We start from the raw sequence: 18,652 nt of genomic DNA, 5'->3' as shown, positions 1-18,652 counted from the left end.
GCTCTCCTTCAGGGGAACGGGTGGGGCAGGATCAGATGGTCGGGGGCGGCGAGCCGGGCCTGCCGCAGGCGGGGCAGGTCGACCCGCCGGTTGAGGTGCCCGAAGGTCATCGGTACGGCCCCGGGGGCGAGGACCTTCACGGCGGCCAGGCCGAGGCGGCGTTCGGCCGGTCCGGTCTGGTCCACCACCAGTGGCGGCGTCCCGGCGGCGGCCATCGCGTCGACGACTCTGCGCAGCACCTCCGTCAGGTCGGGGTGCAGCCACCGCTCGCGCCAGCCGGCGAAGTGCTCGTCGAACGGCCGCGCCGGGCCGGCGGCGGCCTCCCGCAGCGCGAAGTCGAACCGGGGCACGGTCTGCGGCAGCAGGTGCAGGGCGGCGTGGTCCCCCAGTTCCCCCACCAGGTCGGCATCGGCGAGCATGGCGAGCAGCCGGTCCCGCGGCGGGCGGGCCACCTTCGGCGCGACCGTCACGTTCACGCCGACCTCCAGGATCGCCGCCGCGGCGGCCCGGCGGGGATCGGGATGCGCCCCGGCGGCGGAGAAGGTTGCGCCCCGGTCGGGTCGGTCGGTGACGGCGAGGGCCCAGACGGCCGGTATCCCGACGTCACTCGTGATGTCGAGCAGGTGCAGCCGGTAGCCCTCCGCCGCGATCCGGTCCGCGAGGTGCCGGGTCAGCGGATCGACGTCGGGCGGCAGCGCCAGAGCCGGCGGCGTACGGCCGGCGTACCAGGTGAGCAGGAAGGCGTCCCGCTCGATCGTCTCCAGGCAGGCGTGCAGGACCGCCTCCTCCAGGCAGCCACCGACGGCGCAGCCGCTGGAGGACTCGTAGAGGAACCGGGAGACCCCGGCACGGTCCACCCCGTAGTAGGCGGCGTGCTCCGGCACGAGGACGGGCCGGTCACCCACCAGGTCGTACGCCCACACCCAGGACGTCACCGCGTCCGGGGCGTAGGGGTCCAGCCGGTACCCGGGGTGGCGGACCGCCTCCGGCTCCGGCAGGCCCAGCCGGGCGGGGTCGACGGCGTCGGCGGCGAGTTCCCGGTAGCTGCCCAGCGTGGTCGTCCGGCGGGCCTGCGGGTAGCGGCCGGCCTCCCGTTCGACCGCCTCCAGCAGGGCCAGCACCTGCGCCGTCGGTTGGTCCGCCGCGCGCCCGTAACCACCGACCCGACCGGAGCGGCCGGGCACGGGCATCTCGGCCGCCGCCAGCGCGAGCGGGCCCTGCCGGTCGGTGTGGACGTGCGTCACCGGCCCGTAGCGGGGATCGACCAGTTCGGCGCGGAGCACGGCCAGGTCCGGCGGTCCGGGACGGACCCGGAGGCGGTCGGGTGCGGCCTGCCGGTGGGGGCGCAGGGCGATCGTGGCGGCCCCGGCCGAGTCGGGTGGCAGGGCACCGCAGTCCGGACAGTCCGGCACCGCTCGGATCAGGTGCCGACTGATCGCGCCGTCGCGGACCGCCAGCACGCTGGCCAGGCGCGGGTCGGCGTCGTCTGCGAGCTGACCGGCGACCAGCTCGCCGACCAGCCCGTGCCAGTGCGGCGGCAGCGGCAGCGGCCGGCCACCGGCGAGCAGCGTTGCGGTGCTGCCAGCGCCGAGGACGGCCTCCTGCCGGGTGTCGGCGCACCGCAGGCAGCCGCCGGCACCGGGGCCGTTCAACGGGCCGATCTCGATCGCCGTCCCGCGTCCCCGCACCGGCAGGTACGCCCTGCCTACCGCGTGGGCGGCCCGCTGCTCGGCCAGGTGCCGGGCCACCGGCCAGTCCGCCGCGACGCCCACCACCACGGACCGATCCGTCCGCCGTACGGTCGAGGTGCTGACGGCGATCGCCCGGACCAGGCGGTCGTCGTCCCCGATCACCCGCACCGGGCCGTCCTCCGCTGCGCCCGAACCGAGGGACGCGGTGCCGGGGTCGACCGGTGGGCGGGCCGGCACCGCTCCCGCCGTCGGTCCGGTGCCCCGCGTCCCGTCACCGGCGAGCACCCCGGTCCGCGCGGCGAGCACCCCGGTCCGCGCGGCGAGCACCCCGGTCCGCGCGGCGGGTGCCCCGGTCCGCGCGGCGGGTGCCCCGGTCCGCGCGGCGGGCGGCCAGGGCTGCGGGCCGGTCGGCTCGCCGACGCGCTGGACGACCCCGCCGCGCAGCGACAGCGCCGTGCCGTCGGCGAGCCCGGCCAGCACGCGTACCACCTCGTGCGCCACGAGGAACGGCAGCAGCCGGTGGTCGGTCGCCGGCACGGCCGGACCGGCGTCCGTGGCTGCGGCGGTCTGGCCTGCGACAGTGTGGCCTGCGACGGCCCGGCCTGCGACGGCCCGGCCTGGGGCGGCCTGGCGTGCGGTGGCCTGGCCCGGGGCGGTGTGGCCTGCGGCGGCCCGGCTTGCGGCGGCGGGGTGACCGGCCGGGGCCAGCGGGCCGATCAGCGCGCCGTCCGGACGGATCGTCACCGGCAGCACCGCGGGCCGCAGGGAGCCGGGCTGCCGTGGTGCCGTCCCCGGCCACGGGGGAACGGGCGGCTCCCGACGCCCGCCGGGGTCCTCCGTCCGGACCCACACGACCAGGTCCGCGCCGCCGCCGTCCCCGGGCACCTCCCGGAGGGCGTGGAGAGCCTCTCCAGGCGCGGTGGAGAACCCGGAGGCGGCCAGCGCCGCCCGTACGGCCGGTGGAAGGTCGCCCTCGCCGGTGACCGCCACCGCGCACCGCGACACCGCGTCCAGCGCGCCGGCCGGATCCTGCGCGAGCCCCGCCAGCCAGGCCGCCAACGGATGGCCGTCCAGCGGCACCCGGACGTCGACCAGGACGCCGTGCTCGGCGAGGAGACCGAGCAGCCAGCCCACCGCCCGGGCGGTCCGGTCGGGCAGTCCCAGGGTGGCGGTCGCCGGGTCGAGCCCCCGGCGGAGGGATGGCTCCAGCCGTTGCCACAGCTCGCCGGCGACCGGCGGGCAGGTCACCACCGAGCTGGACCGCCAGCCGCTCACGAGGAGCCCGCCCTCGACCGCCCGGACCAGGGTGCCCGGTCGCAGGGTCACCTCACCCACGTCGCCTCCACCCGGGTCACCCGGTGCGGGCGGTGAGGGCGTCCTGCCACGTCACGCCGTGGATCTCCTGGGTGGCCTCGGCGAGCAGATAGGCCCCGAGGTACCGCTCCAGCGGCGCGACGTCGCAGAGCGTCAGCAGCTGATAGAGCATGTTCGTGCAGAACCGGTAGACCTGGAACTCCCGGCTCGCGGCGACCCGTTGGAAGCCCGACGCCTCCAGCGCCTGGTGGTAGGCGCTCGCCCCGCGACGGCTCAGGTCCCACCGGATCGCGGTGGCGTCGTCGAACGAGGTGGTGCGCCGCCTGAACTCGGCGGAGAACGCCCCGTCGAGCGCGCCCGCGTCGTACGCCCGCTCGGCGATCCGCCACGCGGCCGCGCTCCACGCCCGCCACGCCGCCGCCACCGGCTCGGCGGTGCCCGGCGTGGACGCTTGGCGGACCAGGTCGTGGTACCTCCCGCCGGCCCGGTCGGCGAAGGCGGCGAAGCGCGGGCGCAGGAGGTCGTCCCGCTCGCCGAAGAGGAAGTCCTCCAGGTGCGACAGGAAGGTGTGGTAGCCGGACAGCAGCCGTCCCGGCCAGGTGTCGGCGTGCGCGGCCATGGCAGTGACCACGACGCCCACCCGGGCGGCCTGGGCGTCCTTGACGAGGGCGAGCTGGTCGAGCGACACCCGCACCGGAGCCAGCCCGGCGGCGAGGACGTCGGCACGGCACTCGACCGCGCCCGGCGTGCCGAGCAGCGCGGCCAGCGCACTCTGGTCGCCGTCGGTCACCAGCACCGTGTTGTCCGGGTGGATCGGGCCGTACGGGGGCGGTACGAGTTCCGCCCGGCCGGCCGCCTCGGACCGGCGCAGCAGCAGCTCCTCGTCGAGCCCGGCCCGGGACGGCGCCACCGCCAGGTGACCACGCAACCGTTCGGCGGCCTCGGCGGCGGCCGTGGCCCGTTGCGCCTCGGGGCCGCGTAGCCGCAGGCGCACGTGCGGGCCGTGCAGCCAGTGCCGTTCCAGGTGGACGGCCAGCCCGGCACCGCGCAACCGCTCCGCGACGGGCAGGACGGCGTCGCGCAGCAGCGATGCCTTGGCCTCCTCGTGGTAGTGGCACACGACGTCGGTGGTCGGAGTCAGTCCGGTCGTGCTCGGCTCGGTCATGGCTGGGCTCCACTCGGCTCGGTGCTGCGGTCGGACGGCCGGCGCCGGTCAGTCACGGGAGGCCGCCGGGAGGTAGGTCTCGACGACCAGTTCGGTGACCCGGTGCGGCCGGTCGTGGCCGGCGGGGCGGGGCAGGGCCTCCTCGACGACCAGCCGGCCGGTGATCCGCCCGAGCCAACGGGGCACGCAGCGCAGGTGCAGCGGGCTGGCCAGGTCGACGAACTGCGGCTTGGGCCGGGCGATCGCCTCCCGGAGCCCGGCGATCCCCGGGGGAGGCGGGGCGGACGGACGTTCCGACGGCTGCCGGGCCTGGACGCCGGGGTGCTGCGCGGCGTGGCCCGGTGCGGGCGGCTGCCCGTCGCGCCGGCTGCCCTGGTTGAGGAAGACCTGGTCGGGCAGGTCCCAGCCCGCCCGCAGCGCCGCGGCGGCGGCGACCGACGGCGAGCCGAGCCCGCGCAGGTGCTCTTCGGCCCCGTCGTCGAAGCGCCAGCTCCGGCGGGCGAGGACGACGCGGCCACAGCGGAGCCGGTCGGAGACCACGGCCTGCCCGCCCGGGCCGGCCACCGTCCGGGTCGCGGCGAGGTGGCGGAGCCCCACCTCGCCGCTGCCCAGGTCGCCGAGCAGCGCGGCCACCCGGGCCGGCAGCGCCGGCGGCGAGAGGAACCCGAGGTACAGCACGTCGAGCAGGTCGCCGGTGGCCGGATCGCGCAGCCGGATCTGGTCGCCGGCCAGGTCGTGCACCAGTTCGACCGAGGCGAGGTCGAGCCCGCCCAACCGCTGGTCGTCGCCGACGTCCTCGCCGAGCAGCAGCGGGTGCAGGTTGGCGTTGAACCCGTGCACCGGCCGGAACTGGGCCACCCGGCCGGGCAGCACCCGGCGGAGCTGGGCGGCCACCGCGGCGCGCATGCCGCTGTCGCCGAAGAGGTCCAGGAAGCGGCTGGTGAACCGGCCCCAGCCGCCGTAGACGTGGTTGAGGTGCAGCGACCCGTCCGGGCCGTGCTGGCCGAAGAAGGCGTACGACACCGGCCGGGCCCGCAGCCAGCGGGGCAGTGCGGCGGCCACCTCGGCGACCAGGTCGGCACCGATGACGGTCTCCACGCCGTCGTTCCCGCCGTCGGCGCGTACCGCCCGGACCACCCCCTGCCGCAGGGCGGCCAGCTGGGCCAGCTCGGGCACCCGGGCGATCGGTCCGCCCGCCAGCACCCCCTCCGGGGTCACCGTCGGCAGGTCGTCGAAGCCGGCGCCGATCTCGGCGAAGAACTGGCCGAGGTCGGCGCAGCGGGCCCCGGGACCGTAGCGCTCGACGAACCGGTGTCGCAGGAGCCGACGCAGCACCTGGTCCTCGTCGAACAGCAGCGCGAGGCTGGTCAGTGCGGTCAGGTCGGCGGTGTCCGCGGGCCGGCGGGTCAGGCGTGCCGGCCTGGGCAGCACGACATCCTCGGTGACGGGCGCCTGGGCCGGTGCGGCGGCCCCGAGCTGCGACAGGGCCTCGTGCCAGCCGGCGTCGATCCGACGTACGAGCGGGCCGCGCCGCGCCGCGTCGACGTCCGCCAGCGACCGGATGTCCTTGTCGAGGTGCCGTACCTCATCGGCGAGGGCGGGATCACCGGTGTCGCCGAGCCAGTCGGCGATCGCCGCCAGCGCCGCCGGGTCGTGCTCGGTGGTCGGCGGTACCGGGATCAGCAGGCGTTCGTCGCAGAGCTGGGTGACGAGACGCCGCGCGAGCCGCTCGGCCTCGGCGGAGTCCGTGGCGGGGCGCGCGGCGCCTCGGCCGAGGGCCGCCACGAGCTCCGCCGGCGGGTGGCCGTCGGGTGCGGCGCGGAGCACCCGGATGATCGCGGCCAGCGCGGGCCGCAGCGGCATCCGGACCCGTTCCTCCCGGATCACCGGCGTGCCGTCGGCGCCGGTCGTCGGGTGCTCGCGGTAGAACACCACGTGGCCGTGCTGCACGCGGGTGCCGGGCGCGAGCCGGTGCGGGGTGCGCAGCACCTGGTCCGGGCGGCTGGTTCCGGCCAGGAAGAGGCTGGCGACCAGGCTGGCGGGGGGACGGGTCACCGCCACCGGCTCTCCCGCTGTCGTCACGTCCAGGCCCGCCGCGAGGTCCAGGTGGGTGGGCGGGGACGCCAGCGGGGCGGGGACGGCGTCCGCATCCGGCCAGGGGGCCCAGCCGACGATGGTGAACCAGGAGAGCGGGCTGGTCCGGGTGGTGGCCCGCAACGCGTAACGGAGCACGGTGGGTTCGGACTTGCGACCCCGGGCGTCCGGCTCGCCGTCGCGCGCCGCCGTCCGCCGCACCGCTGCCAGCAGCTCAGGGCTGGTCAACGCGACCGCCCGGCCGAACGGTTCGCTGCCGCACAGGGCGGCGAGTGCGACGCGCTCCTCGGCCAGCGCCGCAGCCGACCCGGCGTCGACGGCGCCGGTGAGCCGGTCGATCTCGGCCCGGGCCCGCAACCAGCGCCCCAGCGCCGGCAGCCGGTCGGGCAGGTCGCCGAGCCGGGCGCGCAGGTCGGCGGCCGGAGACCGGTCGTTGTGTACGTCCCGCCGCAGCGGGAGCAGGACCGACCGGCGGTACGCCGTCGCGGCCTGACCGCCGAGCCGGTACAGCTCCTCGGTGAGTTCGGGGCCGAGGGCCTGGCACTCGACCAGTCGATCGACGAGCTGGTCCTGGAGGCGACGCAGGTGCCGTCCGGCCGGACCGGCAGCCGGCAGGTCGACCGCCGTCCTGCGGATCAGCACGTACGGGGCGACCTGGACCTCCGGCACGACTCGGCCACCCGGCGCCGGCGACACCGGCGGGGCAGGGGATTGGCGGGTGGTTGTCACGGTCTCCTCCGTACGCGGTCGTCGGCGCCGACCCCGGTCGAGCCGGTGGGGCCGGGAACGCCGGTGTCGGCGTTCCCGGCCCCACCGGTCAGCCCCGGTGCGGTACGACTACTGGGGAAGCTGGGAGGCGCAGGACGAGTAACCCAGCCACCCCCAGACGGCGGAGGTGCTCGCCGAGGCGCCGGTCTCCGGCAGGGCCACCGCGTCGCGCACGGCGTGCACCTCCAGCAGGTCGGACACCTCCAGGTCGGCCAGGTTGAGGTCTTCGAGGTCGGCCAGCGTGGCCGTCATGTCGCGCATCGTGTACTCCGATTCCAGGGGATGTCGTCGACGAACAAGCGCACTTGTCGATGACAAGATGGACAGTGCGCAAGATGTTAGTCAGCTCCGCCCACGAACTATTCGTCCGAGCGTCCACTCGCCGATGGCCGTACGACGGTGTCGGCTGACGAACAGCAGGAACCGCGATCACGCGGCCGATGTGCGGGAGACCCGACCCCCTACGCGCGAAGGTGCCGCGGTCCGCACTGCCGGACCGCGGCACCGATCACCCGGAACCGCTTGACTAGGGGCGGCGGGCCCAGGTCCAGGCGTAGCCGTCGTCCTCGCACGCGGTCGCGGCGTCGCAGAGGTCCAGCGGCCGGAAGGTGTCGACCATGACGGCGAGTTCGTCGAAGAAGTCGGCGCCGATGGAACGCTCGGCGGCGCCCGGCTGCGGGCCGTGGGTGAAGCCGGACGGGTGCAGCGAGATCGAGCCCTGCTCGATGCCGGAGCCGCGCCGGGCCTCGTAGTTGCCGCCGGTGTAGAAGAGCATCTCGTCGGAGTCGACGTTGTGGTGGTTGTACGGCACCGGGATCGCGTCGGGGTGGTAGTCGACCTTGCGGGGCACGAACGAGCAGATCACGAAGTTGGGACCCTGGAAGGTCTGGTGCACGGGCGGCGGCTGGTGGATCCGGCCGGTGATCGGCTCGAAGTCGTGGATGGAGAACGCCCACGGGTACATGTGCCCGTCCCAGCCGACCACGTCGAACGGGTGGTGGGCGTAGACGTAGCGTGTCCAACCGCGCCGGTGCCGGACCAGCACCTCCACGTCCTCGCCGTCGACCAGCAGCGGCGCGTCCGGCCCCCGGACGTCGCGCTCGCAGTAGGGCGAGTGCTCCAGGAACTGGCCCCGCACGGAGAGGTAGCGCTTGGGCGGGCCGATGTGCCCCGCCGCCTCGACGGCGAGCAGCCGGGTCGGCGCGTCGCCGGTGGGCACCAGCCGGTGGACGGTCGAGGTGGGGATGACGACGTAGTCGCCGGGCACCGCGTCGAGCACGCCGAACGTGGACTCGACCCGCAGGGTGCCCGACTCCACGTAGAGGCAGTGGTCGCCGGTGGCGTCGCGGAACAGCGGGGACGGCCGGTCCGCCAGCACGTACGCGATGCGCACGTCGTCGTTGGCGAGCAGGTACTGCCGGCCGAGCACCGGGTCGGCGCCGGTGCCGTCGAGCTTGTGGGTGCGCAGGTGGCGGGGCTTGAGCGGAAGGTTCGGCACCCGGGCGAACGCCGGCGGGGTGAACTCCTCGGCGGCCACGATCGCGGTCGGCGCGTGCCGGTGGTAGAGCAGGGACGAGTCGGAGGAGAAGCCCTCCTGGCCCATCAGCTCCTCGGCGTAGAGGCTGCCGTCGGGCTGGCGGAACTGGGTGTGGCGCTTGCGCGGCACCTCGCCGACGCTGCGGTAGTACGGCATCTCGCCTCCCGGTTCGTCCCGTTCACCGATCCAACGGCGTCCGATAATCGGACGCTGTTGTCCGTTCCTTGTAGCGTCCCGTACATTCTTGTCTCGTGTCAACGCAGGTGCCCGCGCTCGTCGACGGCCTCGTCGACGACGCCGCCGTCTTCCCACCCGGCAGCGCGCCGCTGCCCGACGCCGTCGCCGCGCACCGGCGGCACCGCACCTCCTGGTACGCCGACCTGGTCGGCCCGCTCCTGGTCCCGGCCACGAGGCTGCCCGAGGTGGCGGGCCTGCTCGGCGCCGACGAGCGGATCGCGGTCGGGGTGATCGGCGACGTGCCCCTCGACCGGCTCGACGAGGTGCGGGCCACGGCCGACCCGCGCATCCGCGTGCGCCAGGTGGAGGCGGCGGTCGCCAGACGCGGCGAGGACCCGCTGCCCGGACTGACCGAGCTGGTGGCGCTGGCCCGCCGCGCCGGTGCCGGGCCGGCCACCCTCGACGCCGTCTACGCCGAGCTGCCGCTCACGTTCGGGCTGATGGGGGCGCTGGACGCGCTCGCCGCCGCCCGCGCCGACGGGCTGCCGATCGCCGCGAAGTTCCGCACCGGCGGGCTGGCCGCCGAGCTGTTCCCCACCCCGGCGGAGCTGGCGGCCGTGATCTGCGCCTGCCGGGACCGGGACCTGCCGTTCAAGCTGACCGCCGGGCTGCACCAGGCGGTCCGGCACCTCGACCCGGAGACCGGCTTCACCCACCACGGCTTCGTCAACGTGCTGGCGGCGACGCTGGCGGCCGCCGGGGGCGCCACCGGGGAGTCGGTCGCCGAACTGCTCACCGCGACCGACCCGCGCCCGCTGGTGCAGTACGCCGAGGCCGGGCTGAACGCCCCGCGCCCGCTGTGGATCGGCTTCGGCTCGTGCAGCATCCTGGAACCACTTACCGATCTGATCCGGCTGGGGCTGGTGAACGGGGGCTTTCAAGCATGACCTGGGTGACGGGTGCCGACGGTTCGTCGTACGGGGTCGCCAACCTCCCGTACGGGGTGTTCCGCCGCGCGGAGGGCGCGCCGCGCGTCGGCGTACGCATCGGCGACTTCGTGCTCGACCTGGCCGGCGCGGAGGAGGCCGGCCTGGTGCTGGCCGCCGGGGCGCTGGGTCGGCCCACCCTCAACGACTTCATGGCCCTCGGTCGCCCGCAGTGGACGGCCGTCCGGCAGCGGGTGACCGAGCTGCTCACCGACGCCGCCCACCGGCCGGCGGTGGAGCCGCTGCTGGTGCCCCTGGCCGAGGTGCGGATGCAGCTGCCGTTCGAGGTCGCCGACTACGTCGACTTCTACTCCTCCGAGCACCACGCGTCCAACGTCGGCCAGATCTTCCGCCCCGGTCAGCCGCCGCTGCTGCCCAACTGGAAGCACCTGCCGATCGGCTACCACGGTCGGGCCGGCACGGTGGTCGTCTCCGGCACGCCGGTGGTGCGGCCGAGCGGGCAGCGGGCCACCCCGCAGGGCCCGGTCACCGGCCCGTCCGTACGCCTCGACATCGAGGCCGAGGTCGGCTTCGTGGTCGGCGTGCCCAGCCCGCTGGGCGATCGGGTCTCCGTCGACGACTTCGCCGACCACGTCTTCGGTGTCGTGCTGGTCAACGACTGGTCGGCCCGCGACATCCAGGCCTGGGAGTACCAGCCTCTCGGCCCGTTCCTCGGCAAGTCCTTCGCCACCTCGGTCGCGGCCTGGGTGACCCCGCTGGACGCGCTGGGCGACGCCTTCGTCCCCGCCCCCGACCAGGACCCGCCGGTCGCCGCCTACCTGCGCGACGTGCCGCACCTCGGGCTGGACCTGCGCCTGTCGGTGGAGTGGAACGGCGAGCGGGTCAGCGAGCCGCCGTTCGCCACCATGTACTGGACGCCGGCCCAGCAGCTGGCCCACCTCACGGTCAACGGCGCCTCGCTGCGCACCGGCGACCTCTACGCCTCGGGCACCGTCTCCGGGCCGGAACGGGGACAGGTCGGCTCGTTCCTGGAACTCACCTGGGGCGGCAGCGAGCCGGTGAAGTTCGCCGACGGCGGGACCCGCACCTTCCTGGAGGACGGCGACACGGTGACGATCACCGCCACCGCGCCCGGCCCGGACGGCACCATCATCGCCCTGGGCGAGGTGACCGGGCAGGTCCTCGCCGCCCGCTGACCCACCTTTCGATCATCGACGGTCCCCGGTCGCACAGTTGGTGCGACCGGGGACCGTTGCTTGCGCGTTGATCGTCGCGGATTCCGTCGCCATGCCGCGCCGGGGCCGGGCCGGGCGCCCCCTTCCGGTCCCGGCCCGGCCGCCGGTTGGCGTACCGACGACAGGAAGGTGACGACGATGAACGATCTCCCGGGCGCCGTCTGGCGTACCAGCAGCCGCTCCAACGACCAGGGCCTCTGCGTGGAGGTGGCGGACAACCTGGTCGACGACCTCGGCGTGGTGGGCGTACGCGACTCCAAGGACCAGGCGGGCCCCACGCTGGCGGTCAGCCCGCCGGGGTGGGCGGCCTTCGTCGGCGCGATCCGGGCCGGCCAGTTCGGTCGCTGACGGGTCGGCCGCTCCGGATCGGGGCTCCCGGCGGTGGAAATTCCGCTCCGGGGGCCCCGATCCGCGCTCACCCGGCGTACCGTCGAGGCCACGGGAGGTGGCATGTCGACGGTGGCGGTCACGGAGTTCGTGGAGGCGCACGACGTCGACCTTTGGCGGCTGCTGACCGACCTGACCACCCGCACCCGGCGCTTCACCGGGCCGGTGGAGGTGCTCACCCCCGGCCCGTTCGGCCCCGGCACCGTGTGGCGGGAGACCCGTTCCCAGCCCGACGGCACCGCGCTGGTCGAGGAGTTCCTCGTCATCGAGGCCGAGCCGCCCCGACGGTTGGTGCTCGGCTCCCGGGGCGCCGGCGTGGACTACCGGATCACCTGGGCGCTGCGCCCGGTCGAGCGGCGTCGCCGGGGCTGCACCGCCGTCACGGTCGAGCAGGAGGCGGTGCCGACCGCTCCGTACGGCCGGGTGGTCGCGCTGCTGCTCGGCGGGCTGGCGGCCCGGGCGGTCGAGCGCGCGCTGCGGCAGGACCTCGCCGACCTGGCCGCCGCCGCGGCGGCCGCCAACGCGACCGAGGCGGCCTGAGGCGCACGCCTGACTGCCTGAGGCGCACGCCGGGCGGTCCGCGTCACACGCGCGGTCCGGCACGCACGCCGGGCGGCCTGAGGCGCACGTCGGGCTGGTCCGAGGCGCACGCGGGGGCGCTTCGTGGATGCCCGGCACGTCACCGTGGGAGCGCCCGGGCGCCGGTGACCTGACAGGGCCCTGACCGGCTCCGCTGGGTAGGGTGCCGGGCGGAGGTGCGGCATGGGGTTCCCGAACGGCCGGCGGCGGATCGCGGTGGCGGTCGCGGCGCTGCTCGGCACCGTCGCCGTCGCGGCGACGGTCTACCGGGTGCTCGCCCCCGCCGAGGTCAGCACGCCCGCGCGGGCCGGGTACCCGGCTGCCGCGTCCCCCTCGGCCGGCGTGATCGGCCGGCTCCCCGTCGCCCCGCTCGTCGTGGACGGCCGGCTGCGCGTCTACGCGGCACACCGCCAGGTCTACGCCGACCGCCCGGTCGACGGCCGGCACCGGACGACCCCGTACTGGTCGTATCGCCGCTGGCCGGCGGCGCTCGACGGGGTCGTGGCGAGCGGGACGACGGTGGTCACCCGCTGGTCCGACGGGCGGCTCGTGGCGCTGGACGCGCGGACGGGCCGGGTCGCCTGGCGGGCGGACGGGCCGGCGCCGGTCGGGGAGCGGGCGGTCCGGCGCACCGGCGCGGCGACCGTCTGGGATCCGCAGGGGATCTTCGTGGCCCCCGCGCCCGACGGGCGGCAGGCGGTGGTGGCGGCCGGGGCGGAGTGGGCGCGTGCCGTGGACCTGGCCGACGGCCGCGAACTGTGGCGGTCGCACGTCACCGTCACGCTGCCACCGGGCGACACGGTCGCCGGGTGCCGGGACGCGCTCGGCACGACCGCGTCGGGTCACCTGGTCACCGTCGACTCCTGCGCGGGGCCGGCGACGGTGGAGTTCCGCGACGCCGCGACCGGGACGGTGGGCCTGCGCTGGCGACCGCCGAATGCCGGCGACGAGCTGGTGGCGACCCTGCTGGGCTGCGGCACCGGCCGGACGGGGTGCACCGGGTTGCGGACGGCGAGGCCGGGCGACGACGCGGGCCGGGGCTGGCTGCTCGGCGCCGGGGAACCGGTCGCCGCCCCGGCCCTGGACCGGCCGGACGCCGAACTCGTCGGCGGGACGGCCGTGGCGGTCGTGGACGGGGTGGCGCTCGGCCGCTCGGCGCGTACGGGCGCGGAGCTGTGGCGCCGTCCGGGCCTGTCGCAGGCGCGGCTGCTCGCCGTCCAGCCCGACCGGGTGCACCTGCTGACGGAGACGAACGACCTGTTGACGCTGGACCCGGCGACGGGGGCGCAGCGGTCCTTCTTCGCGCTCAACGTGGGCTCGGACGGGATCGGCTGGGCGCCCGGCGCGGTGTACGCGGCCGGCGGTTTCGTGGCCGTGGAGCGGCTCCGCAAGCCGGTCGACCCGACGGCGGACGACCAGCGCTACTACCTGACCTCGGAGCCGATGGTCTTCGCCGCGACGTGAGCGGCGATCCGCGTCGCGTCGTGACACCCCCGACCGGCTCGGCTGCTCGACAAATCGGACATAAGTTATTTATAGTCCCACTGTGCGCTTCCTGGCAGCCCTGTTGGGCGCGATCCTGATCCTCGCCACCGCCTCGCCGGCCGACGCCGCGCCGTCGGGCCGGACGGTCCGGCTGGCCCGGACCGTGGGGGTGGACATCACGGTGCCCGCCTCCGTCAATCTCGGCGGCGGGCTCACCGGCGGCACCATCACCCGCCAGTTGGGCGAGGTCGAGGTGCGCGACTCGCGCGGCTCGGTCAACCCGAACGTCTGGGTCGCCACGGTCTCCGCCACCGTCTTCGTCACCGGCGCCGGCGGGGCGCAGCGGACGATCGCGAACGACCGGGTCTCGTACTGGTCCGGGCCGGCGACGCGGAGCACGGGCGGCGGCATGCTGGTGCCCGGCCAGCCCACCTCCGCGCAGGCGGTGACCCTGAACGTCGTCCGAGAGGCGTTCCGCAAGACCGCCGGCAACGGCAACAACAGGGTGGCCTGGGTGCCGACGATCCGGATCGCCATCCCGGCCGGCATCGTCGGGGGAACCTACCGCGGCACGATCACGCACTCTGTCGCCTGATGGGCGATTTGTCTCTAATTTCCGTCATTGTTCCCGTTGCAGCATCTAGCGTGCGTCTCATGAAGAAGCCACTTCTTTCCCTGACCGCCGCCGCGGCCGCCGTGGTGGCCCTGGCGGCGCCCGCCGCGGCCGCGCCGACCGGCGACACCATCGTCACCTTCACCGTCGCGACCGCCGACCTCAACATCACCGTGCCGGCGTCCGTGAACCTCGGCTCCGTCTTCTCCGGCGGCGTCATCACCGGCGAACTCGGCACCGTCACGGTCACCGACAGCCGGGCCGCGCTGAACGCCACCTGGACCGTCACGGTGTCGGCCAGCTCCTTCAGCACGGGAAGCGGAACGCCCGAGGAGACCATCTCGCCGGCCCTGGTGGAGTACTGGTCGGGCGGAGCGACCAGCACCACCGGCACCGGCGTGTTCGTGCCCGGCCAGCCCACCCAGGCCGAAGCGGTCAGCCTGAGCGTGCCCCGCACCGCCTTCTCGAAGACCTCGGGTAGCGGCAACAACACCGCCAGCTGGGCGCCGGACATCCGCATCGCCGTCCCGGAGACCGCCGTCGGCGGCACCTACACGGGGGTGATCACCCATTCGGTGGCATGACCGGGCCCGCGCCCTCGCCCTGGCGGTGACCGTCCTGGTCACGGCCGGGGCGCCGGCGTCGGCCGCACAGCTCCCGCCGGCGGCCGGCGACCGCCCGCCGGCGCTCGCCGAGCCGCAGGTTCCCGAGGCGGACGTGCCGGCCGTCGAGCCGGAGGGACGGAAGGGCCCGCACAGGCCCTCCGCCAGCCCCTCGGCGCAGCCGAGCCCGGACGCGCCGTCGACCACGGTCGGGATACGCCTGCTCGACGCCCCCGTCGAGCGACGCGACGACACCCGGGCGCACAGGTACATCGTCGACCACGTCCGCCCCGGCACCACGATCAAGAGGCGGATCATGGTGCAGAACAGTTCGGAGATCCGCCGGACGGTAGCCCTCTACTCCGCCGCCGCCGACGTCACGAAGAAGGGGTTCGTCCTCGCCCCGGACCGTACCGGGAACGAGCTGAGCAGCTGGATCGACGTCGCGCCGGCGGAGGAGGTGCTGGCCCCCGACGAGGAGGTGGAGGCCCTGGTCACCATCACCGTGCCGCGCAAGGCCGAGGCCGGGGAGCGGTACGCGGTGGTCTGGGCCGAGGTCGCCGGCGTGGACGGGCAGAACGTGCGCAACGTCGGCCGGGCCGGGATCCGGGTCTACCTCTCCGTCGGGCCGGGTGGCGAGCCGCCCTCCGGCTTCGAGATCGGCCCGCTGACCGGCAAGCGGGAGAAGGACGGCACCCCCGTCCTCACCGCGCAGGTCCGCAACACCGGCAGGCGGGCGCTCGACCTGGCCGGCGAGCTGCGGCTCACCGAGGGGCCCGGCGGGCTCTCGGTGGGACCGGTGAAGGTGGAGGCGGGCACCCTCGCGCTGGACGGCAGCAGCACCGTCCGGGTCGCCCTGGACCGCCGGCTGCCGGACGGCCCCTGGGGCGCGAAGCTCGACCTGGCCAGCGGCTGGACGAAGCGTTCCGCCACCGGCAGGGTCAGCTTCGGGCCCGTACCGGTGGCGGCCACCAGCGCCGTCGACCGCTCCGGGCAGGTGCTCGCCGGAGGGCTGACCACCTCGGGACTGGTCCTGCTGCTGTTCGCGGTCTATGCGTACCGCCGCCGGGCCCGGATCCGGCAACCGGTGGAGGCCGCCTGAGAGTCCGGTCCGGTCCGCGAGGGGATGGCGGACCGGACCGGCACCTGTCTCAGGCCAGCGCGGTCTCCGCCGCCGCCAGGAAGGCGTCGTTCTCGGCCGGGGTGCCGATGGTGACCCGGACCCCGTCGCCCACGAACGGCCGGACGATCACGCCCCGCGCCTCGCACGCCTTGCCGAAGTCCACCGCCCGGTCGCCCAACGGCAGCCAGACGAAGTTCGCCTGGCTGTCCGGCACGTCGCCGACGAGCTTGCGCAGCGCCTCCGTGACGCGGTCGCGCTCGCTGACCACGAGGGCGCACCGCCGCCGTACCTCGTCCTCCTGGGCCAGCGCGGCGAGCGCGCCCGCCTGCGCGGCCATGTTGCTGGAGAACGGGGTCACGACCTTGCGGATCGCCGCCGCCACCGCCGGCTGGCCGACCAGGAAGCCGATCCGCAGGCCGGCCAGGCCCCAGGCCTTGGAGAGCGTGCGTAGCACGACCACGTTCGGCCGGTCGAGGTAGGTGAGGCCGTCCGGCACGTCCGGGTCGGTGACGAACTCCCGGTACGCCTCGTCGATCACGACGAGCACGTCCTCGCCGACCGTGTCCAGGAACCGGTCCAGCTCCGCCCGGCGCACCGACGTCCCGGTGGGGTTGTTCGGGTTGCAGACCACGATCAGCCGGGTCCGGTCGGTCACCGCCGCCGCCATCGCCGCCAGGTCGTGCCCGTGCCCGGCGTCGTTGGGCACCCGCACGCTTGTCGCGCCGCTGGTCGCCGCGATGATCGGGTACGCCTCGAAGGAGCGCCACGCGTAGAGGAACTCGTCGCCGGGCAGGCAGGTGGCCCGGACGAGGTGCTCGGCCAGCGCCACCGACCCGCAGCCGGTGGCGATCTGGTCGACGTGCACGCCGTACCGCTCGGCCAGGGCCTCGCGCAGCGCCAGCGCGCCCATGTCCGGGTAGCGGTGCACCCCGGCGACGGCCCCGGCGACGGCCTCCACGACGCCGGGCAGCGGCCCGTACGGCACCTCGTTGCTGGCCAGCTTGATCGCCTCGGGGAGGCCGAGCTCGCGGGCCAGGTCGGCCGGGCTGCGGCCGGGCACGTAGTTGGGCAGCGCGTCCAGGTCGGGGCGGGTCAGCCGCAGCTCCGGCTGGTGACGTCCGGGGTCGGTCATGGGGTGTCTCCCGAGGGGTCGGTGCGGTCGTCGGGGGTGCGGTCGTCCGTGGTGGTGGGCTCGCGCGTGGCGGTGCGGTCGTCCGGCGTGCCGCGCTCGCCCGTGGTGCCGCGCTTGCCGCGGGGAAGCTGGACCACCACGGTCTGCGCCCGCTTGTCGTGCAGTGCCTGGCGCAGCGGGTGGTCGAAGAGCGGGGAGAGCGCGTCGACGAGCTGGAGCAGCAGGCCCAGGCCGCAGCAGTACCAGAGCAGGGTGGGCAGGCCGAGGGTGTTCCACCGGCGCAGCGCCCGGCCGAAGCCGAGTGGCTCGTCCGCGCTCACCGGCAGCACCTTGACGCCCACCAGCCGCTTGCCGAAGGTCTGCCCGCCCGAGGCCGTCGTCGGCACCTCGTACGCGAGCCAGAGGGCGGTGGCGATCAGCAGGATGACGACCTGGAGGCCGCCGGCCTGCTCGCTGGGCTGCGGCAGGTTGTCGGTGGAGCTGTCGCCCGCCATCGCCCGCCGGAACACCTCCCGCCAGTACGGCGTGACCTCCTCGACCAGCCGCCAGACGAACCAGCCGTTGACCACGGCGTTCAGCGCGAAGACGACCGTGAAGTCGATCAGCCGGGCGACCAGCCGGGCGCCGAACCCGGCCAGCGGGAGCCCGTGTGGGCGTGGCTCCGGCGGCCGTCCGGGCCAGCCACCGGGCGGCCAGCCGGGCGGCGGACCGCCACCGGGCGGCCAGCCGGGCGGAGGGCCCTGCGGGTGGCCGGGCCCCTGGGCCGGCTGCCAGGGATAGGGCTGCCCCGGGTGCGGCTGCCCCGGGTGCGGCTGCCCCGGGTGCGGCTGCCCCGGGTGCGGCTGCCCCGGGAGAGGGTGCCCGCCCGCGGGGGCACCCGACGCGGGCGCCGCGGCGGCGGGTGACGTCGGTGCGGGTGGCGGCTCGGCCGGCGGGGGCCCCTCGGGCGGGGTGGCGTCGACGGGGATCGGCGCGCCGATCCAGCCCTCGCCGTCCCAGTAACGTCGGGTCTCCGGATCAGCCGGGTCGACGTACCATCCCGGTCCGACACTCATGGCCTGGCCTCGCTGCGCTCGCTCACGCAGACACCTTAACGACGACGGTGCCGGCGAACTTGTCGTGGAGGCACTGCTGCCAGGGCTTGTCCCACAACTGCCAGAGCCCGTCGAGGTAGCTGAGGCCGGGCAGGAACATGGCGGCGACGTACTGCACGGCGTACCGCTTGCCGGCGATCCGCCGGTCCAGCGTGGCGGCAGGGTCGAGCGGCACGACCCGCAGCTTCATCACCTTCTTGCCGTACGTCTGCCCGGTGCGCTTCATGTACTCCACGTGGTAGAGCCAGTAGAGCCCGAGCATGACCACGATCAGGCCCAGTTCGAGCAGCAGGATCGGCAGCATGAAGTCGGTCAGGAACGACGCGGGGTCGGGATCGGCGAGGGTGCCGTCCGGGTTGGTCCGGGTCAGGTCGTCCATCATGTTCCAGATCAGGATCAGGAACGGCGGCAGGAAGAGGACCATCGCCACCGCCGTGCTCAGCGCGACGTCGATCAGCGCGGCGAGCAGCCGGTCCCCGAAGCTGGCGAGCGGCTGGCCGCCCGGCCCGAGCGGCGGGGCGGGACGGGGCGGCCCGGCCCAGCCCGGGGGCGGCGGCGTCCAGCCCGGGGGCGGGACCTGACCGGGCGGGGTGTGTTGCGGTGGCACCGCGTACCCCTGACTGGAGGGACCGGACGGCGGCGCGAAGCCGCCGGCGGCGGGCGGAGGCCCACCGGCCGGCGGCGTCGGGTACGTCGGAGGCTGCGTCAC

Annotated in this window: 16 protein-coding genes; 8 read left to right on the top strand and 8 right to left on the bottom strand. The window is 75.4% G+C overall.

Annotation, left to right across the window (positions count from 1 at the left end):
* Positions 1 to 8 precede the first annotated feature (8 nt).
* The 5 genes from ACN27A_RS19470 to ACN27A_RS19450 all read right to left on the bottom strand — a co-directional run bounded on the left by ACN27A_RS19470 (position 9) and on the right by ACN27A_RS19450 (position 8,725).
* Entirely contained in the window at positions 9 to 3,026 is a 3,018-nt protein-coding gene (locus ACN27A_RS19470) for a TOMM precursor leader peptide-binding protein (RefSeq protein ID WP_421455453.1), read from the bottom strand.
* 16 nt (positions 3,027 to 3,042) lie between these two features.
* Positions 3,043 to 4,170 carry a lantibiotic dehydratase C-terminal domain-containing protein gene (locus ACN27A_RS19465; RefSeq protein ID WP_421455450.1) on the bottom strand — a complete coding sequence of 376 codons (1,128 nt, stop codon included), beginning with the start codon at positions 4,168 to 4,170 and terminating at the stop codon, positions 3,043 to 3,045.
* 48 nt (positions 4,171 to 4,218) lie between these two features.
* Positions 4,219 to 6,933 (bottom strand): lantibiotic dehydratase, encoded by a 2,715-nt coding sequence (locus ACN27A_RS19460; RefSeq protein WP_421455447.1) that lies wholly within the window; start codon positions 6,931 to 6,933, stop codon positions 4,219 to 4,221.
* Between the two features lie 168 nt (positions 6,934 to 7,101).
* Entirely contained in the window at positions 7,102 to 7,284 is a 183-nt protein-coding gene (locus ACN27A_RS19455; RefSeq protein WP_421455444.1) for a thiopeptide-type bacteriocin, read from the bottom strand.
* A 274-nt stretch (positions 7,285 to 7,558) separates the two neighbouring features.
* Entirely contained in the window at positions 7,559 to 8,725 is a 1,167-nt protein-coding gene (locus tag ACN27A_RS19450) for a homogentisate 1,2-dioxygenase (RefSeq protein WP_421455442.1), read from the bottom strand.
* A gap of 95 nt (positions 8,726 to 8,820) precedes the next feature.
* On the opposite strand from ACN27A_RS19450, the gene ACN27A_RS19445 reads away from it, so the two are divergent.
* From ACN27A_RS19445 to ACN27A_RS19410, 8 genes are all read left to right on the top strand, one after another.
* Positions 8,821 to 9,693: a hypothetical protein gene (locus ACN27A_RS19445; protein WP_421455439.1), complete on the top strand. Its 873-nt coding sequence runs from the start codon at positions 8,821 to 8,823 to the stop codon at positions 9,691 to 9,693.
* A complete protein-coding gene (gene fahA, locus ACN27A_RS19440) occupies positions 9,690 to 10,889 on the top strand; it encodes a fumarylacetoacetase (RefSeq protein WP_421455437.1) in 1,200 nt (399 codons plus the stop codon). The genes ACN27A_RS19445 and fahA overlap by 4 nt, the downstream gene beginning before the upstream one ends.
* Before the next feature lie 177 nt (positions 10,890 to 11,066).
* Positions 11,067 to 11,276 carry a DUF397 domain-containing protein gene (locus ACN27A_RS19435; protein WP_357578625.1) on the top strand — a complete coding sequence of 70 codons (210 nt, stop codon included), beginning with the start codon at positions 11,067 to 11,069 and terminating at the stop codon, positions 11,274 to 11,276.
* 102 nt (positions 11,277 to 11,378) lie between these two features.
* Positions 11,379 to 11,855, top strand: coding sequence for an SRPBCC family protein (locus tag ACN27A_RS19430; RefSeq protein ID WP_421455435.1), 477 nt, complete (start codon positions 11,379 to 11,381; stop codon positions 11,853 to 11,855).
* Positions 11,856 to 12,077: 222 nt separating this feature from the next.
* Positions 12,078 to 13,358 (top strand): PQQ-binding-like beta-propeller repeat protein, encoded by a 1,281-nt coding sequence (locus ACN27A_RS19425; protein ID WP_421455432.1) that lies wholly within the window; start codon positions 12,078 to 12,080, stop codon positions 13,356 to 13,358.
* An 82-nt stretch (positions 13,359 to 13,440) separates the two neighbouring features.
* Positions 13,441 to 13,974: a hypothetical protein gene (locus tag ACN27A_RS19420; protein ID WP_421455430.1), complete on the top strand. Its 534-nt coding sequence runs from the start codon at positions 13,441 to 13,443 to the stop codon at positions 13,972 to 13,974.
* Positions 13,975 to 14,033: 59 nt separating this feature from the next.
* Positions 14,034 to 14,576: a hypothetical protein gene (locus ACN27A_RS19415; RefSeq protein WP_421455428.1), complete on the top strand. Its 543-nt coding sequence runs from the start codon at positions 14,034 to 14,036 to the stop codon at positions 14,574 to 14,576.
* Between the two features lie 25 nt (positions 14,577 to 14,601).
* Positions 14,602 to 15,696 carry a hypothetical protein gene (locus ACN27A_RS19410; protein ID WP_421455425.1) on the top strand — a complete coding sequence of 365 codons (1,095 nt, stop codon included), beginning with the start codon at positions 14,602 to 14,604 and terminating at the stop codon, positions 15,694 to 15,696.
* A 49-nt stretch (positions 15,697 to 15,745) separates the two neighbouring features.
* Here ACN27A_RS19410 and hisC read toward each other — a convergent pair whose 3' ends face one another.
* Genes hisC through ACN27A_RS19395 form a run of 3 tightly spaced genes read right to left on the bottom strand, consistent with a single transcriptional unit; the run spans position 15,746 to position 18,652 of the window.
* A complete protein-coding gene (gene hisC / locus ACN27A_RS19405) occupies positions 15,746 to 16,849 on the bottom strand; it encodes a histidinol-phosphate transaminase (RefSeq protein ID WP_421455423.1) in 1,104 nt (367 codons plus the stop codon).
* Positions 16,846 to 17,904: an RDD family protein gene (locus ACN27A_RS19400; protein ID WP_421455420.1), complete on the bottom strand. Its 1,059-nt coding sequence runs from the start codon at positions 17,902 to 17,904 to the stop codon at positions 16,846 to 16,848. The genes hisC and ACN27A_RS19400 overlap by 4 nt, the downstream gene beginning before the upstream one ends.
* Before the next feature lie 22 nt (positions 17,905 to 17,926).
* Positions 17,927 to 18,652: an RDD family protein gene (locus tag ACN27A_RS19395; RefSeq protein ID WP_421455417.1), complete on the bottom strand. Its 726-nt coding sequence runs from the start codon at positions 18,650 to 18,652 to the stop codon at positions 17,927 to 17,929.

Origin of the sequence: Micromonospora sp. WMMD737 (assembly GCF_049179055.1) — a bacterium.
In the GTDB taxonomy this organism is placed as follows: domain Bacteria; phylum Actinomycetota; class Actinomycetes; order Mycobacteriales; family Micromonosporaceae; genus Micromonospora; species Micromonospora reichwaldensis.
The sequence above is the reverse complement of the archived record's forward strand: the minus strand, read 5'-3'. Positions and strand labels throughout refer to the sequence as shown.

Coding starts and splice junctions, on each gene's coding strand:
- ACN27A_RS19465 (WP_421455450.1), bottom strand. CDS start 4,170: ATGACCGAGCCGAGCACGACCGGACTGACTCCGACCACCGACGTCGTG.
- ACN27A_RS19455 (WP_421455444.1), bottom strand. CDS start 7,284: ATGACGGCCACGCTGGCCGACCTCGAAGACCTCAACCTGGCCGACCTG.
- ACN27A_RS19450 (WP_421455442.1), bottom strand. CDS start 8,725: ATGCCGTACTACCGCAGCGTCGGCGAGGTGCCGCGCAAGCGCCACACC.
- fahA (WP_421455437.1), top strand. CDS start 9,690: ATGACCTGGGTGACGGGTGCCGACGGTTCGTCGTACGGGGTCGCCAAC.
- ACN27A_RS19435 (WP_357578625.1), top strand. CDS start 11,067: ATGAACGATCTCCCGGGCGCCGTCTGGCGTACCAGCAGCCGCTCCAAC.
- ACN27A_RS19430 (WP_421455435.1), top strand. CDS start 11,379: ATGTCGACGGTGGCGGTCACGGAGTTCGTGGAGGCGCACGACGTCGAC.
- ACN27A_RS19425 (WP_421455432.1), top strand. CDS start 12,078: ATGGGGTTCCCGAACGGCCGGCGGCGGATCGCGGTGGCGGTCGCGGCG.
- ACN27A_RS19415 (WP_421455428.1), top strand. CDS start 14,034: ATGAAGAAGCCACTTCTTTCCCTGACCGCCGCCGCGGCCGCCGTGGTG.
- hisC (WP_421455423.1), bottom strand. CDS start 16,849: ATGACCGACCCCGGACGTCACCAGCCGGAGCTGCGGCTGACCCGCCCC.
- ACN27A_RS19400 (WP_421455420.1), bottom strand. CDS start 17,904: ATGAGTGTCGGACCGGGATGGTACGTCGACCCGGCTGATCCGGAGACC.